The following is a 13,337-nucleotide window of genomic DNA, read 5'->3' on the forward strand; positions in this document are numbered from 1 at the left end:
CTGGCCGAAGTGGCGGAATTGGTAGACGCCCGGGACTTAAAATCCCGTGTTCAGCAATGAGCGTACGGGTTCGACCCCCGTCTTCGGCACCACCCAGCATAGGCTTACATAAGCAACAGTCCTGAAACCCTTGCAGATAAGGGAACCCCGCAGGGTAGCCGGCGATTAATTCAAGTCCAGTGAGTATGACGGCAGGTAGAGCGCCCCGAGCCCCAGCATGCCAAGCAGGATCTGGAGCGTAAGCGCCGTAAGTAAAGCACGATTGCAGAAAACCAACCCTCGCCTCACCCGCGGGGGTTTTGCATGCCCCGCCCCAAACACCCTCACACCCGCCCATCCCCAAGATCGACCTCCCCATTGATCTCTTTCCAGCTGCGCTTGTCATCCTCCAGCACCATACGCCCTAGGCTGCCGCAACAAAAAAAATCGCACCAACAACCCATCCTCCGACGTTTTCCCTATGGAAGCGGCCAAAGACTTTCTTTTCTTTAGAGAACCCCGAAACGGACACGGAACATCCACACAAAACCCACCGCCTCATGAGTACAGAGCCCACCAAGATCCTCCTTACCGAAGATGAGATGCCGCGCCAGTGGTACAACATCCAGGCCGACCTCCCCGTACCGCTCCCCCCTCCCGTTGGCCTTGACGGCACACCCATCGGTCCTGACGACCTCGCCCGTGTGTTCCCGATGAACCTGATCGAGCAGGAGATGAGCACCCAGCGGTGGATCGACATCCCGGAGGAGATCCTGGGAATCCTGAAACTGTGGCGCCCCTCGCCGCTCTACCGGGCTCACCGCCTGGAGGCCGCACTCGGAACCCCCGCAAAGATCTACTACAAGAACGAGGGGGTGTCTCCGGCCGGAAGCCACAAGCCGAACACCGCGGTAGCGCAGGCGTGGTACAACAAGCAGTTCGGCATCAAGTACCTCACCACCGAAACCGGTGCCGGGCAGTGGGGCAGCGCACTTGCGATGAGCTGCAAGCTCGTCGGCATCGAGTGCAAGGTGTTCATGGTGCGCATCAGTTTCGATCAGAAGCCCTTCCGCAAGATCATGATGAAGACCTGGGGAGCCGACTGCATCCCGAGCCCGAGCATGGAAACAGCGGTGGGCCGCAAAATCCTCTCTGAAATGCCCGATACCCCGGGAAGCCTGGCCATCGCCATCAGCGAAGCCATCGAGCAGGCCGTAGAACGCGAAGACACCCGTTACGCACTCGGCAGTGTACTGAACCATGTAATGCTGCACCAGACCATCATCGGCCTTGAGGCCAAAAAGCAGCTCGAAAAGGTGGGACTGTATCCCGACGTGGTGATCGGGTGCGCAGGAGGCGGCTCGAACTTCGCCGGCATCAGCTTCCCGTTCCTCTGCGACAAGATCCACGGCAAAGAGGTGCAGGTGATTGCCACGGAGCCGGAAGCGTGCCCGACCCTGACCAGGGGACCCTATGTGTACGATTCGGGAGATGTTGCCAAAATGACGCCGCTCCTGCCGATGCACAGCCTCGGCCACGGGTTCATCCCGCCGGCCATCCATGCCGGAGGCCTCCGCTACCACGGCATGGCGCCGCTCGTGAGCCATGTACGCCAGCTGGGACTCATTGAAGCCACCGCCCTGCCGCAGACCGAGTGCTACCAGGCAGCCCTGCTGTTCGCCCACACCGAAGGGTTCATACCCGCACCGGAAACCTCGCACGCCATCGCTCAAACCATCCGGGAAGCGAAAAAGGCAAAAGAGGAAGGCAAAGAGAAGGTGATCCTCATGAACTGGTCGGGACACGGCCTGATGGACCTGCAGGGCTATGACGCATATATGTCGGGTAAAATCAGCGACTTTCCGCTGCCGGAGGAGATGCTGCAGCGCTCTCTGGAGGCATTGAAGGACCATCCGCCAACGCCCTGAGAGACCGGAGGAAGGGCGCCACGAACATGCCCGGCAGACCCCCGGTGACGAAGCCGGGCCTCCCCTGATGCGAGAAGCCGCTCAAAAAAAGAGCGGCTTCTCTGTTCCCCACGCCACCTGCGGGGGGCATGTCAGGAATAGTCATATCGCGCTCTTTTGCACGCTCCTGCATCAGTGTATGGTGTTCGAGGCGGAGTTTCTGTCGGGCTGCGTCAGTGGTGGCGGCGCGCATACGCATCCGGTAGTCGTTACGTTCGGCCGGCGTCATCAGCTGGCTGCCGTAGATGGGCGCTTCTGCCAAGGTTGGGCAGGTGGCGCTGCTGGAAGCGAAGGTCGGATAGGATTATTGAACGTTATTGCAGATGAAGCCGTTGTATTTGTAAATTGTCATTCAACCATGAACACCTTAGCTATGATAGAGATTACCAGCACAGAATTGCGAAGAAACTTTGGCAAATATCTGGATATGGCCACAAAAAAACAGGAACAAGTACTTGTCCGTTACAGGAACAAGAGGCTGTTTACGTTGACTCTTGAGCCCGTTAGTGAGAGCCTCTCTGAAAAGGAGGAGAAGAACGATACGTATTTTGAACAGACTGAGGTGCGTGACTCAATCCTCCGTGGTCGTGCTGACGTCAAAGCGGGAAGAACGCGTAAGTTTACCGGCGTAAAGGATTTATGGGCAAATATCACGTAGAGCTTACTGAGGAGTTTGACAAACACCTTGCTCACTGGAAAAAAGTCGGAAATACAGCTATAATCAAGAAGATTGGAAAGATGATGCTTGAGCTGGAAAACCACCCAACCACAGGGATAGGTAAGCCTGAGCTACTGAAAGGTGATTTAGCCGGGCTATGGTCACGAAGACTAAACCAGCAACATCGAATGATTTATGAAATTGACGACGGTATTGTTACTGTCTATGTTCTTTCAGGTAAAGGGCATTACGACAACAAGTAACATCCCCATTGCCTGACCTTCAACCCTCGCCCCCCGGGCGGGGGACGGACGCCACGAACATGCCTGACAGCCCCTCGGTGACGAAGCCGGCCTCCCCAGATGCGAGAAGCCGCTCAAAAAAAGAGCGGCTTCTCTGTTCCCCCCGCCAGTAATCCAACGAAGAAGCTGTCAGCTTTTTTGCGATGGCGGCAGAGGGAACTCCCACAGCGCCCTTACCGGACGCTATTTTTTGCCGCCGCCCATTCCGCCACCCATTCCGGGACCCATGCCGCCGCCACCTGCGGGGGGCATGTCAGGAAGAGTCATACCGCGCTCTTTTGCACGCTCCTGCATCAGTGTATGGTGTTCGAGGCGGAGTTTCTGCCGGGCTTCGTCAGTGGTGGCGGCGCGCATACGCATCCGGTAGTCGTTACGTTCGGCCGGCGTCATCAGCTGGCTGCCGTAGATGGGCGCTTCTGCCACTTTGGCTGACGCCGGTGCCGGAGCGTCGGCCTTCGGCTGCATTGCGACTGGAGCGGGTGCCACCTTCGCGGCAGGCTTCACAGCTCCCTCTGCTACAGACTTTGCGGCAGCGGATTTCATCGGTGCGGGCGCAGCCCCGGTTGTTGCCGCCTTGGCTGCCGGCTCGGCGGCCTCCTCGGCCCCAGACGCCATTGCCGGTCCCAGGATGAGCGCTCCGGCAAGGATCGGCAATGCAAACGTGTGTCTCTTCAGCATGGTATTGTTCCCCCTTGGTATAGTAGTTCCGGGTTGGATGAGAAAAACGCCGCAACCGCAGCAACCCTTTCAGCGGCAGCAGCAACCGGCCGCCCGACCCTGCATCTCTGCAGGTTCGGGCGTAGCCGGAGCCGGGTATGGGGGAGTGGAAAAAACGGATTACTTGTCGAGCTTCTCTTCGCGTCTGCCTTTTTTGGCGGGTTCCGCGCCACCGTCGAGAAAGCGGAGCTCGTTCTCCTTTTCGTCGAAGCTGATGTGGATGGTGCTGCCTTCACTGAAACGGCCCTTGAGCATCTCCTCAGCCAGCGGGTCTTCGACATACTTCTGGAGCGCACGCTTCAGCGGCCGGGCCCCGTATTTCTGGTCGTATCCCTTGTCGACAAGGAACGCCTTGGCCTTTTCGTCGATCTCGACCTCGATGCCCATCTCCCGGAGGCGCCGGAACAGCTTGCCTGCGGTAATGTCGATGATCTTGAAGATATGCTCCTTCTCAAGCTGGTGGAAGACCACGATATCATCGATGCGGTTCAGGAACTCGGGGTTGAAGACCCGTTTCAGGGCATCCTCGATCGTGGACTTCATCGCCTTGTAGCTGCTGCCGACGGCGTCATCCGGAGCACTGAACCCCATGCCGGCGCCGATGCTCTTGATGTCCTTGGCCCCGATGTTCGAGGTCATGATGATGATGGTATTGCGGAAGTCCACCTTGCGGCCGAGGCCGTCGGTGAGCACACCCTCATCAAGCACCTGGAGCAGGATGTTGAACACATCCGGATGCGCTTTTTCGATTTCATCGATCAGCACCACGGAATAGGGTTTGCGGCGCACCTTCTCGGTGAGCTGCCCTCCCTCCTCGTACCCCACGTAACCGGGAGGCGCCCCGACGAGGCGGCTGACGGAGAACTTCTCCATATACTCGCTCATGTCGGCGCGGATAAGGGCGTCTTCAGTATCGAAGATGTAACGGGTAAGCGCTTTTGCAAGCTCCGTCTTGCCGACGCCTGTTGGTCCGAGGAAAATGAACGAGCCGATCGGACGGGACGGGTCCTTGAGGCCGGCGCGGGTGCGCTGGATGGCCTTGGTGATTTTCTTGATGGCTTCATCCTGCCCGATGACCTCCTTCATGAGGTCGGCCTCCATCGCAAGCAGTTTCCTCGATTCAGACTGGGCGACCCGGTCGACCGGTATGCCGGTCATCATGGCCACCACCGAGGTGATGTCCTCAAGGGATACGTCGTAGACGGTCTCGGAAGCCTGGTCCTCCCACTCCTGCTTGGCATGATCGAGCGCTTCGATGAGGCTCTTCTCCCTGTCGCGGAGCCTGGCGGCCTCCTCGAAGTTCTGCATCTTCACGACCTGGTTCTTCTCGGCTTTCACCTCTTCGACCGATTTCTCGAGCTCGAGGATCTCCTGTGGCACATGGATATTGCTCAGGTGTACGCGGGCTCCGGCCTCGTCCATGACGTCTATCGCCTTGTCCGGCAGGAAGCGGTCGGGTATGTAGCGGTCAGAGAGCTTGACGGCTTTTTCGATTGCCTCGTCCGAGTAGCGGACGTGGTGATGCGATTCGTACTTCGACTTGATGTTGCCGAGGATCTGTATGGTTTCATCAACAGAGGCCGGTTCAACCATGATCTTCTGGAACCGGCGGTCGAGCGCACCGTCTTTTTCGATGTACTGGCGGTACTCGTCAAGCGTGGTAGCGCCGATGCACTGGAGTTCTCCGCGTGCGAGCGCGGGCTTGAAAATGTTGCTTGCGTCGAGCGAACCCGAAGCGCCGCCGGCTCCGACGATGGTGTGCAGCTCGTCGATAAAGAGAATGACGTCGCGTGACTTCTCCAGCTCGTTCATGAGCGCCTTCATGCGCTCCTCGAACTGCCCGCGGTACTTCGTGCCGGCCACCAGAGCGGCAAGGTCGAGCGCCACGACGCGCTTGTCGTAGAGCACCCGGGACACCTTGCGCTGCACGATTTTCAAGGCGAGACCTTCAGCAATGGCGGTCTTGCCGACGCCGGGCTCGCCGATGAGCACCGGGTTGTTTTTCTTGCGGCGGCTGAGCACCTGGGCAACCCGCTCGATCTCCTTCTCTCGCCCGATGATGGGGTCAAGCCGGTCCTCGATGGCAAGACGGGTGATGTCGCGGCCGAAGTTGTCGAGCACGGGTGTCTTGGTGCGCTCGCTCTTGCGTTCCGCCCCCTTGCTTACAGGACGCTCGCTGCCTCCCGATGAAAACGACTCCTCCATCGGAGGTTCGTCGGGCTCGCCGGCGCTGTCGCTGATGGTCTGCAGTTCGTCGCGCACCATATCATAGGTGACCCCGAACTGTTCAAGGATCTGTGAGGCGATGTTGTCCTCGCCTTTGAGAATCGAAAGCAGCAGATGCTCGGTGCCAATCACGCTGGACTTGCAGATTTTGGCTTCGAGGTAGGTGATTTTTAGCACCTTTTCAGCCTGCTTCGTAAGGGGGACATTACCCATCTGTGTGGCAGGCACTTTCGGATGCGTACTGTCCTCTATCTTCTGCTTCAGCTTGAAGAGGTCTATCTTGAGGCTCTTGAGTATCCGGGCGCCGATCCCCTCACCCTCGCGGATGAGGCCGAGCAGGAGGTGTTCGGTGCCGATATAGTCGTGACCGAGCCGGAGGGCCTCCTCACGGCTGAGGCGGATGACATCCTGGACTCTGTTCGAGAAATTTCCTTCCATGTGGTATGTGCTGGTAAAAGTGTTGGCGGTGCGCCCTCTGGCGACAGGGTCCGCATACTGCAATATTATATGAAGACAGCGGTTCAAAAACAATCACGAAAGAGCCGTTCCTTCCCTTCACTCCCCGTCCAGACATCTTCCAAGGGTTGCAGGCGCCCTTCCAGCGCCCTATCTTCCTTTGACGACGGCCACAGGAAATTCTCTCACCACCGGCACTGAAGTATGCATATTCCCGATGAAATGTCCCCCGATGAGCATACCGGAGTAAAGATGCCGCAACGCGCCTTATATTGACAACAGAACCCGGGAAACCCTCAAAAGGTTCTCTTTGCCCCATACCGACCGCCACCGAGCCCATGGACATAACCTACATCCTCATCGACGATGGTAACGCACTGCACCGCTCGCTCTCGATCTGCCGAAGCGGTGCCCTGAACAGCGTGCAGCTCGAAGACAGCTCGTACCGGGTGTACGAGTCGATCCCGATAGACTTCCACGACTACGCGGCCATGTTCCACTACGGCCTGCCGGAGGCGCTTCGGGAACTGCCGTTCATTTCAGAAAGCGGCAACGGGTTCGACAGCTGGGACGAGGTGTTCCTGCACTGCAGCAGCCTGCCGGCAATGCTGAAGATCATCCTGGAGGTGCGTGAGAGAATCGATCCCGAAAACCCGGAAACCATCCTGCTCGGGTGGCAGGAGGAGCCACCGGCGGCGTACCTGCGCGACATCTACCCGAAACGCTTTCTCCTGTTCCTCGACCGGATGGAAGGGTTCGTGCGGCGGGTGGAGCGGGAAGGCAAAGACCTCGAGTTCATCCTGTAGGAAACACTGGAAAGGAATGTGGGCGGATTCTCATCGGACGCAGGCCACGAGGAAGGCCTCAGCCGATGCCTGCCTCCTCCAGCAGCCAGTCGGCTCGCTCTTCGACCCCGGCCCGGGGCACTTCGTGGATGCGGTAGCCGAGCCAGCTGTATGTATCGTGAAGCGAACGGCTGAGAGCGGCGGATTCAGCCTCTGACTGCGGGCGCTCCCGGTCGTTGACATAGATTTCCGGCCAGGGAGGAAGGATGAACACCATCTTGCTGTAACGGCATCCCCTGTGTGCATCAAGGTAGTCGTCAGGAACAGGAAGCCCGGCATGGCGGAGGTAGCCGAACACGTCCGGCAGGCCCCGATCAAAAAAACAGGCCTCCTGGCGCCTCAGCGCATGGGCGTGCTGGCGAAGGATGGCGCGCAGGGCGAGGCGGGAAAACGCTTCAAGATCAGTCCATGGCAATACGCCGCCCGGACGGCGGGCTTCGCGGCGGATGATGTCCCGCGACACCTCCCGGTAACAGGCGAGCCCACGCTTACGAAGCTCCTCGATGAGGGTGCTTTTCCCGCTGCCGGGACCACCGGTGATGATGAAGCGCCCTCCTTTCATACCGCTGCCCTCACAGTTACCTTCACTGCTGCGTTATCTTCTCCCCTCATGGCTCAAGAAGCCACAGGGGAAACCCGGGCTCCGCCCCCCAGTACAAATGGATATAGGAGGCGAAGGTGTTCCCTTCGCGGTAGACGGGGGTCCCGGAAACCTTGCCGCTTGCCGTAGTGACATTGGCGATGCTCTCAAGCGGGCCTGAACGGAGCAGCTTCGAGTAGTGGAACTCGTGGCCGCGCAGCTCCCCCGTATAGCCTTGAAGCTTGAGTGAGCGGTAGCCAAGGGTGAGGGAGGCCTGCTGCATCGTGGTCTCGAGGTCAAGCACACCGCACATGGGGTGCCGGCTTCCGTCGGAAAGGGTGATGGCTTCTGCGAGGTACATCATCCCGCCGCATTCCGCCCAGGTGCGCCCGCCCGAACGGCAGTATGCGGCAACGGCCCCGCGCATCGCCGTATTGCGTGCGAGCTGCTCCGCATAGAGTTCAGGATAGCCTCCTGCAAGGCAGACAAGGTCTGCTTCCGGCAGGCGGCTGTCCTCAAGCGGGCTGAACCACTCGATGCGGCCGTAGCGCCGGAGCACCTCGAGGTTTTCGTGGTAGAGAAAGCTGAATGCCTCATCGCGCGCTACGGCAATGACCCGGTTCCTGCCGGTCCCTCGAGGAAGGGCGGCAGGCGCCTCTGGACGCGGCACCGCCGAGAGAGCCAGCAGGCGCTCGATGTCGAGGGTTTCGGCAACATGGTCGGCCATGCGTTCAATCACGCCTTCCCGGTCGTACGACACGGAGGTGTTCAGGCCGAGATGGCGTTCGCTGATGGCGATAGCTTCATTTTTCGGCACATAGCCGAGCGGTTCGACACCGGCGTCACGGGCTGCGGCTTCCAGATAGCTGTAGTGCGACGGGGTGTTGACCCGGTTGAAGATGACGCCCGAGAGATTCAGACGCGCGTCAAAGGTGCGGAACCCGTGAAGCAGCGGTGCGGCTGAATAAGCCATGCTCCGGGCGTCGACAACCATCACCACCGGAAGGCCGAGCAGTTTTGCGATTTCCGCGCTGCTGCCACGGTCCTTTTCCGCCCCGTCAAACAGCCCCATCACCCCTTCCACCACCGCCACACCGGCGTTTGCTGACCAGCGGCCGAACAGCTCCCGGGCGTGAGCCGGAGGAGCCATGAAGGTATCGAGGTTGATGCCCAGGCGCTCACGCCCCTCAACTGAAGCAGCCATGCCGTGCAGGCGGGTGTCGAGGTAGTCGGGGCCGCACTTGAAGGGCTGCACCCCGAGCCCCCGTCTTGAAAGAAGGCGGAGGAGGGCAAGCGTCAGGGTCGTTTTACCCGAACCGCTGGAGGGGGCGGCAATGAGGAACGCGCTGAAGGGGGCAATCATCAGAGGTCGGCCATCGGATCAGGGTAGAGGAAGGTGTAGCCGATCGCATTCTCCAGCTTGCGGCTGCTGACAATCTTGAAGGGAGCGTCTCCTCCGGCTGCCGGGGGCAGGGGTACACCGGCCTTTTCGGCAGCTTTCGTGTAGTAGTCGATGCGCTTCGGGTGCACGGGGCTGCAGGCGTTGAACACCTCCCCCCACTGGCCGAGCCGGATGATCTCCATCATGATGGCGATGCAGTCATCGCGGTGGATGAGGTTCATCGGCTGAGCGGGTGCCGTAATCTCCTTCATGCGCCCGAGGTAGTTAGAGGGCGTACGGTCGTATCCGACGAGGCCTGCAAATCGCAGCACCGTCGTCTGGAACCCTCTCTCCTGCATGAGCATCTCCTCTACCGTAAGGAGTGCGCGGCCCGACGGGGAATCCGGCTCAAGGGCATCTTCCTCCACAACCTCACGGTTGAGTGCAGGATAGACCGATGTGGAGCTTACCATAAGGACATGACGGAGCGGAGAGAGACGGATGGCGTCAATCAGCGAGGAAAACTGCAGCACATGGTACTCTTCAATATCATCTCTGCGCTCCGGCGGGAAGTTGATGATGAGGGTGTCGCTCTGCAGGAAGTCCGCGGCCTCGTCGCCCTCAAGCTCCGGATCGAGGCTGAGGATATAGGGTTCGATGCCCGCCTCCTGAAGCAGAGGGATGTGATCTTCGGAGGTCGTGGATCCTTTGACCGGGAAGCCCCGCGAAGACAGTTCCGCTGCGAGCGGAAGGCCCAGCCAGCCGCAGCCGAGGATGCTTATGGATTCGTTCTGCATTGGTGTATGTTGATGGTTAATTCGGAATGTGGGCAAATATACATAGCTTTAAGCATTTATAAACCATTCGCTAAACCATTCACCCCAATGCCAGTGAAGGGAAACATCACCGTCACGGTCATCGTCGACAACAACGCCCTTCCGGGCTTCGCCGCAGAACACGGCTTTTCGCTATGGATTGAAACATCGGGGATGAGGATGCTGTTTGACCTGGGCCTCGGCCCCGCATTCCGGCCGAACGTCCTGCAGCTCGGCATAGATCTCAGGACCATGGACACCCTGGTGCTCAGCCACGGCCATTACGACCATACCGGCAGTGTCCGTGAAGCACTCGAGGCAGCACCGCATGCAAGGGTGTGCCTCCACAGGGGGGCGTTCACCGACCGGTGGAGCATCCGCGGAGGCACGGCAAAACCGACCTCAATGCCCGAATCCTCACGAAACGCCATCAAGGCGCTCAGGGAAGAACAGGTATGCTACGCTATTGGCCCTACGGAGCTCGCTCCGGGAGTGTGGGTGACGGGACCGGTGCCGAGGCTGAGGGAGTTCGAGGACCCGGGCGGACCGTTCTTCCTCGACACGGAAGGCAAGATTCCGGACCCGATTGAAGACGACATGTCGCTCTGGATTGAAACCCCGGAAGGGCTTGTGGTAATGGCAGGATGCTGCCACTCGGGCATCATAAACACCCTGGAGTTCATCACCCGTACCACAGGAGAGCATCGGATAGCGGCCGTGATGGGCGGACTGCACCTCTCTTCGGCCTCTCAGGAACGGATCCTGCGAACGGCCGGGGAGCTCAAGCGCCTCGGCGTCCGGCGTGTGGTCACAAGCCACTGCACGGGTGAGGCGGCAACGGAACAGTTCAGGGAGCTGCTGGCATGCCCGGTTGAAGGAAGCCTTGCCGGCATGCGCCTTACTCTGCCTTGAATGCAGGCGGCTGCAGATGCTCGGCCCGCTTTTTCATGGCTTTCAAAAGTCCGGGAAGGTCTTTTTTCTGAACCTTCCTGACAAACATCGCAGGGGCGAAAAAATCCGGCTTGATTTCCGCAACGAAGGTCAAAAGCACCCCCCGGCCAAGAGGATCATCGCTGATCCGCCACTCCCCGTTATAGACCTTGAAGTCACCTCTCGTCTGACGGAACACGAGCCGGTGCGGCCGCTCGCCCTTCAGGCGCAGCTGTATATGCACGGTCTTCCGGAACAGCAGCACCCCGGTGCGGCCGGTCTGGAACATCTCCTGCTCGCGGCCGTTGTCGGACAACAGGCCGCTCTCTTTCACGTTCGGCAGAAACTGCCAGTGGTGATCATAATCGGTAATGACGTCCCATACCTGATCGGCGGCGGCCTGCACCCGGATCCGGCCGGTGACGCCGGTGAGGCCATCTCCCATCGACTCGGCTGTGACCACGGCCTCCCCCCGCTGCAGTTCCTCGAGCTCTCCAGCCGAGAGCGCAGGCACGGAGGGAAGCGCCGGGGCCGTCGTCGGCAAGATCAGCATGAACCACACGAGAAACGCGGCGCCCGGGGCCATTATTCTCGCAGCACTCCTCTGGATCCGGCATGTCAGCATCTTGAAGGGTGTTATGATGAGTTGTATGATGGGTTTTATGACGGGTTTTATGATGGGTGTTATGGGGGGCCGCATACCCGCTTGAGAGAGATCCCCTATCCATCCTGCTCATTCTGCATACCTGCAGCATCTTCGGCAATGAGGCGATCGAGACAGGCGGGGCAGACGCAGGTAGCGTAGCGGTCGGCAAGCCAGCTTTTTACGGACTCCGGGAGGGTGCGCCCTGCGCACCAGCAGGAAGGTGAGTTCCAGCAGGTGAAGACAGCGCCGCAATTCGGGCAGGTGCGCTGTAAGGGTGTGCCGGCATGGGATGCATCGCTGTGTGTCATCAGGCCTGAATGTTGTCTTGGTTGTCGGTTAAGATTGTCTCTCCGATAGCTCCCTCAGCAAGCAAGCGTCTGGCAAAGGGCCTTACGCCATCCATCGAAGAGAGAGCGGCGAAGCCCGTCCTCCATCGCTGGAAGAAACAGGTCCCCTTCCATCTGGAGTGCCGGAAGCTCATCGGCCCGCTGCCAGAATCCGCACTGCAGGCCGGCAAGCGAAGCGGCTCCGAGGGCGGTCGACTCAATGTTTTTCGGACGCTTCAGCCGGATGCCGAGGATATCGGCCTGGAACTGCATAAGAAAGCTGTTCGATACCGCTCCGCCGTCCACGGTGAGCGAGCCTGCAGCCATGCCCGTATCGGCCCGCATGGCCTCAAACACGTCGGCGGACTGGTAGGCAATGGACTCCAGTGCAGCACGCACAATCTGGGGGCGGCCGCTCCCCCTCGTGAGGCCGACAATCGTTCCACGTGCGTCCATCTGCCAGTGCGGAGCGCCGAGTCCGGTGAAGGCAGGCACCATATATACCCCGCCGTTCGAGCCCGCCTCCACGGCAATGGCTTCGGTTTCGGCAGCACTTCCAATGATGCCGAGAGCGTCGCGCAGCCACTGCACCACAGCTCCACCGATGAACACGGAGCCCTCAAGGGCATAGCAGGGCCGGCCGTCAGGCTGTATGGCAAGGGTGGAGAGCAGACCGCTTTTAGAGCGGACCAGTTCGCCGCCGGTGTTCATCACCATGAAACAGCCGGTGCCGTAAGTGTTCTTGACGCTTCCAGCCTCAAAGCAGCACTGCCCGAACAGGGCCGCCTGCTGGTCTCCCACGACAGCGGCAATCGGCACGCCCCGGAGCCCCGGAACATCCGAAACCCTACCGAACCCGTCCATGGAACCGCGTACCTCCGGCAGCATGGAGGCCGGCACCCCGAACAGCTCCAGAAGGCCGGGGTCCCACTGCTTTGAGCGGATATCGAAGAGCATGGTCCGCGATGCGTTGGTGAAATCGGTGGCATGGGTGCGGCCTCCCGTCAAATTCCAGACGAGCCAGCTGTCAACGGTACCGAAAAGGAGGGTGCCGAGATCGAGCTCGGGATGGGCCTCGAGTATCCAGCGGATCTTGGTGGCACTGAAATAGGCATCGAGCGGAAGACCGGTCGCAAGAGTGATCCGCTCCTGCTCGGTCTGGTAGCGGCGGCAGATGTCGGCGGTGCGACGGCACTGCCATACGATGGCGTTGTGGACCGGCCGGCCACTCACCCGGTCCCATACGATGGTGGTCTCCCGCTGGTTGGTGATGCCAAGGGCCGCAATGGGGCCCGGATACTCGCGGCGAACCTCCCCTACACACTCCAGAACGCTCCGCCATATCTCCATCGGGTCATGCTCCACCCACCCCTCCCGGGGGTAGTGCTGGGTAAGTTCACGGTAGCTTCTCGAAACTGAAGCTCCTTCGGCATCGTAGACGATGCAGGTGGTTCCGGTGGTTCCCTGGTCGATGGAGAGAATGGCCATGGATGTGCAACGAATGAAGTG

The 13,337-nt window shown here is 59.9% G+C and carries 13 protein-coding genes and 1 tRNA gene; 6 read left to right on the top strand and 8 right to left on the bottom strand.

All coding sequences use genetic code 11. The annotated features are described in order from the left end of the window. Positions 1 to 3 precede the first annotated feature (3 nt). The 4 genes from A3K90_RS03340 (at position 4) to A3K90_RS03355 (ending at position 2,867) form a co-directional block, all read left to right on the top strand. Positions 4 to 92 (top strand) — tRNA-Leu (locus tag A3K90_RS03340). Between the two features lie 447 nt (positions 93 to 539). Next, positions 540 to 1,907 (top strand): TrpB-like pyridoxal phosphate-dependent enzyme, encoded by a 1,368-nt coding sequence (locus tag A3K90_RS03345; protein ID WP_303681172.1) that lies wholly within the window; start codon positions 540 to 542, stop codon positions 1,905 to 1,907. A 67-nt stretch (positions 1,908 to 1,974) separates the two neighbouring features. Further along, positions 1,975 to 2,604 carry a type II toxin-antitoxin system Phd/YefM family antitoxin gene (locus tag A3K90_RS03350; protein WP_303681173.1) on the top strand — a complete coding sequence of 210 codons (630 nt, stop codon included), beginning with the start codon at positions 1,975 to 1,977 and terminating at the stop codon, positions 2,602 to 2,604. Further along, the gene (locus tag A3K90_RS03355; protein WP_011358642.1) at positions 2,586 to 2,867 is read left to right on the top strand and encodes a Txe/YoeB family addiction module toxin; all 282 of its coding nucleotides are present in this window, start codon (positions 2,586 to 2,588) and stop codon (positions 2,865 to 2,867) included. The genes A3K90_RS03350 and A3K90_RS03355 overlap by 19 nt, the downstream gene beginning before the upstream one ends. A 222-nt stretch (positions 2,868 to 3,089) precedes the next feature. On the opposite strand, the gene A3K90_RS10280 is transcribed toward A3K90_RS03355, so the two are convergent. Both A3K90_RS10280 and A3K90_RS03365 read right to left on the bottom strand, forming a co-directional pair. After that, the gene (locus A3K90_RS10280; protein ID WP_369690405.1) at positions 3,090 to 3,371 is read right to left on the bottom strand and encodes a hypothetical protein; all 282 of its coding nucleotides are present in this window, start codon (positions 3,369 to 3,371) and stop codon (positions 3,090 to 3,092) included. A 372-nt stretch (positions 3,372 to 3,743) separates the two neighbouring features. Then, entirely contained in the window at positions 3,744 to 6,287 is a 2,544-nt protein-coding gene (locus A3K90_RS03365) for an ATP-dependent Clp protease ATP-binding subunit (protein ID WP_303681175.1), read from the bottom strand. Positions 6,288 to 6,643: 356 nt separating this feature from the next. Here A3K90_RS03365 and A3K90_RS03370 point away from each other — a divergent pair, with 356 nt between their 5' ends. Then, a complete protein-coding gene (locus A3K90_RS03370) occupies positions 6,644 to 7,111 on the top strand; it encodes a hypothetical protein (RefSeq protein WP_303681176.1) in 468 nt (155 codons plus the stop codon). A gap of 58 nt (positions 7,112 to 7,169) precedes the next feature. Here A3K90_RS03370 and A3K90_RS03375 read toward each other — a convergent pair whose 3' ends face one another. Genes A3K90_RS03375 through A3K90_RS03385 form a run of 3 tightly spaced genes read right to left on the bottom strand, consistent with a single transcriptional unit; the run spans position 7,170 to position 9,908 of the window. Continuing rightward, complete coding sequence (locus tag A3K90_RS03375; RefSeq protein ID WP_303681177.1) at positions 7,170 to 7,712, bottom strand: AAA family ATPase; 543 nt, start codon at positions 7,710 to 7,712, stop codon at positions 7,170 to 7,172. Positions 7,713 to 7,758: 46 nt separating this feature from the next. After that, positions 7,759 to 9,093, bottom strand: a complete 1,335-nt coding sequence (locus tag A3K90_RS03380; protein ID WP_303681178.1) for a cobyrinate a,c-diamide synthase — start codon at positions 9,091 to 9,093, stop codon at positions 7,759 to 7,761. Beyond that, positions 9,093 to 9,908: an SDR family oxidoreductase gene (locus A3K90_RS03385; RefSeq protein WP_303681179.1), complete on the bottom strand. Its 816-nt coding sequence runs from the start codon at positions 9,906 to 9,908 to the stop codon at positions 9,093 to 9,095. Before A3K90_RS03385 ends, A3K90_RS03380 begins: the two co-directional genes overlap by 1 nt. An 87-nt stretch (positions 9,909 to 9,995) precedes the next feature. Between A3K90_RS03385 and A3K90_RS03390 the strand changes: the two genes are divergently transcribed. Further along, complete coding sequence (locus A3K90_RS03390; protein ID WP_303681180.1) at positions 9,996 to 10,838, top strand: MBL fold metallo-hydrolase; 843 nt, start codon at positions 9,996 to 9,998, stop codon at positions 10,836 to 10,838. On the opposite strand, the gene A3K90_RS03395 is transcribed toward A3K90_RS03390, so the two are convergent. From A3K90_RS03395 to glpK, 3 genes are all read right to left on the bottom strand, one after another. Beyond that, on the bottom strand, positions 10,825 to 11,481 hold the full coding sequence (locus tag A3K90_RS03395; RefSeq protein ID WP_303681181.1) for an SRPBCC family protein: 657 nt from the start codon (positions 11,479 to 11,481) through the stop codon (positions 10,825 to 10,827). The two genes, A3K90_RS03390 and A3K90_RS03395, sit on opposite strands and share 14 nt — an antisense overlap. Before the next feature lie 95 nt (positions 11,482 to 11,576). Continuing rightward, positions 11,577 to 11,810, bottom strand: coding sequence for a cysteine-rich CWC family protein (locus A3K90_RS03400; RefSeq protein WP_303681182.1), 234 nt, complete (start codon positions 11,808 to 11,810; stop codon positions 11,577 to 11,579). A 54-nt stretch (positions 11,811 to 11,864) separates the two neighbouring features. Next, positions 11,865 to 13,316, bottom strand: a complete 1,452-nt coding sequence (glpK, locus tag A3K90_RS03405) for a glycerol kinase GlpK (RefSeq protein WP_303681183.1) — start codon at positions 13,314 to 13,316, stop codon at positions 11,865 to 11,867. Between the last annotated feature and the right edge of the window lie 21 nt (positions 13,317 to 13,337).

This window comes from Pelodictyon luteolum, assembly GCF_001622165.1.
Classification (GTDB): domain Bacteria; phylum Bacteroidota; class Chlorobiia; order Chlorobiales; family Chlorobiaceae; genus Chlorobium; species Chlorobium luteolum_B.

Coding starts and splice junctions, on each gene's coding strand:
- glpK (WP_303681183.1), bottom strand. CDS start 13,316: ATGGCCATTCTCTCCATCGACCAGGGAACCACCGGAACCACCTGCATC.
- A3K90_RS10280 (WP_369690405.1), bottom strand. CDS start 3,371: ATGCAGCCGAAGGCCGACGCTCCGGCACCGGCGTCAGCCAAAGTGGCA.
- A3K90_RS03345 (WP_303681172.1), top strand. CDS start 540: ATGAGTACAGAGCCCACCAAGATCCTCCTTACCGAAGATGAGATGCCG.
- A3K90_RS03400 (WP_303681182.1), bottom strand. CDS start 11,810: ATGACACACAGCGATGCATCCCATGCCGGCACACCCTTACAGCGCACC.
- A3K90_RS03370 (WP_303681176.1), top strand. CDS start 6,644: ATGGACATAACCTACATCCTCATCGACGATGGTAACGCACTGCACCGC.
- A3K90_RS03395 (WP_303681181.1), bottom strand. CDS start 11,481: ATGCTGACATGCCGGATCCAGAGGAGTGCTGCGAGAATAATGGCCCCG.
- A3K90_RS03375 (WP_303681177.1), bottom strand. CDS start 7,712: ATGAAAGGAGGGCGCTTCATCATCACCGGTGGTCCCGGCAGCGGGAAA.
- A3K90_RS03365 (WP_303681175.1), bottom strand. CDS start 6,287: ATGGAAGGAAATTTCTCGAACAGAGTCCAGGATGTCATCCGCCTCAGC.
- A3K90_RS03355 (WP_011358642.1), top strand. CDS start 2,586: ATGGGCAAATATCACGTAGAGCTTACTGAGGAGTTTGACAAACACCTT.
- A3K90_RS03390 (WP_303681180.1), top strand. CDS start 9,996: ATGCCAGTGAAGGGAAACATCACCGTCACGGTCATCGTCGACAACAAC.
- A3K90_RS03385 (WP_303681179.1), bottom strand. CDS start 9,908: ATGCAGAACGAATCCATAAGCATCCTCGGCTGCGGCTGGCTGGGCCTT.
- A3K90_RS03350 (WP_303681173.1), top strand. CDS start 1,975: ATGCGAGAAGCCGCTCAAAAAAAGAGCGGCTTCTCTGTTCCCCACGCC.
- A3K90_RS03380 (WP_303681178.1), bottom strand. CDS start 9,093: ATGATTGCCCCCTTCAGCGCGTTCCTCATTGCCGCCCCCTCCAGCGGT.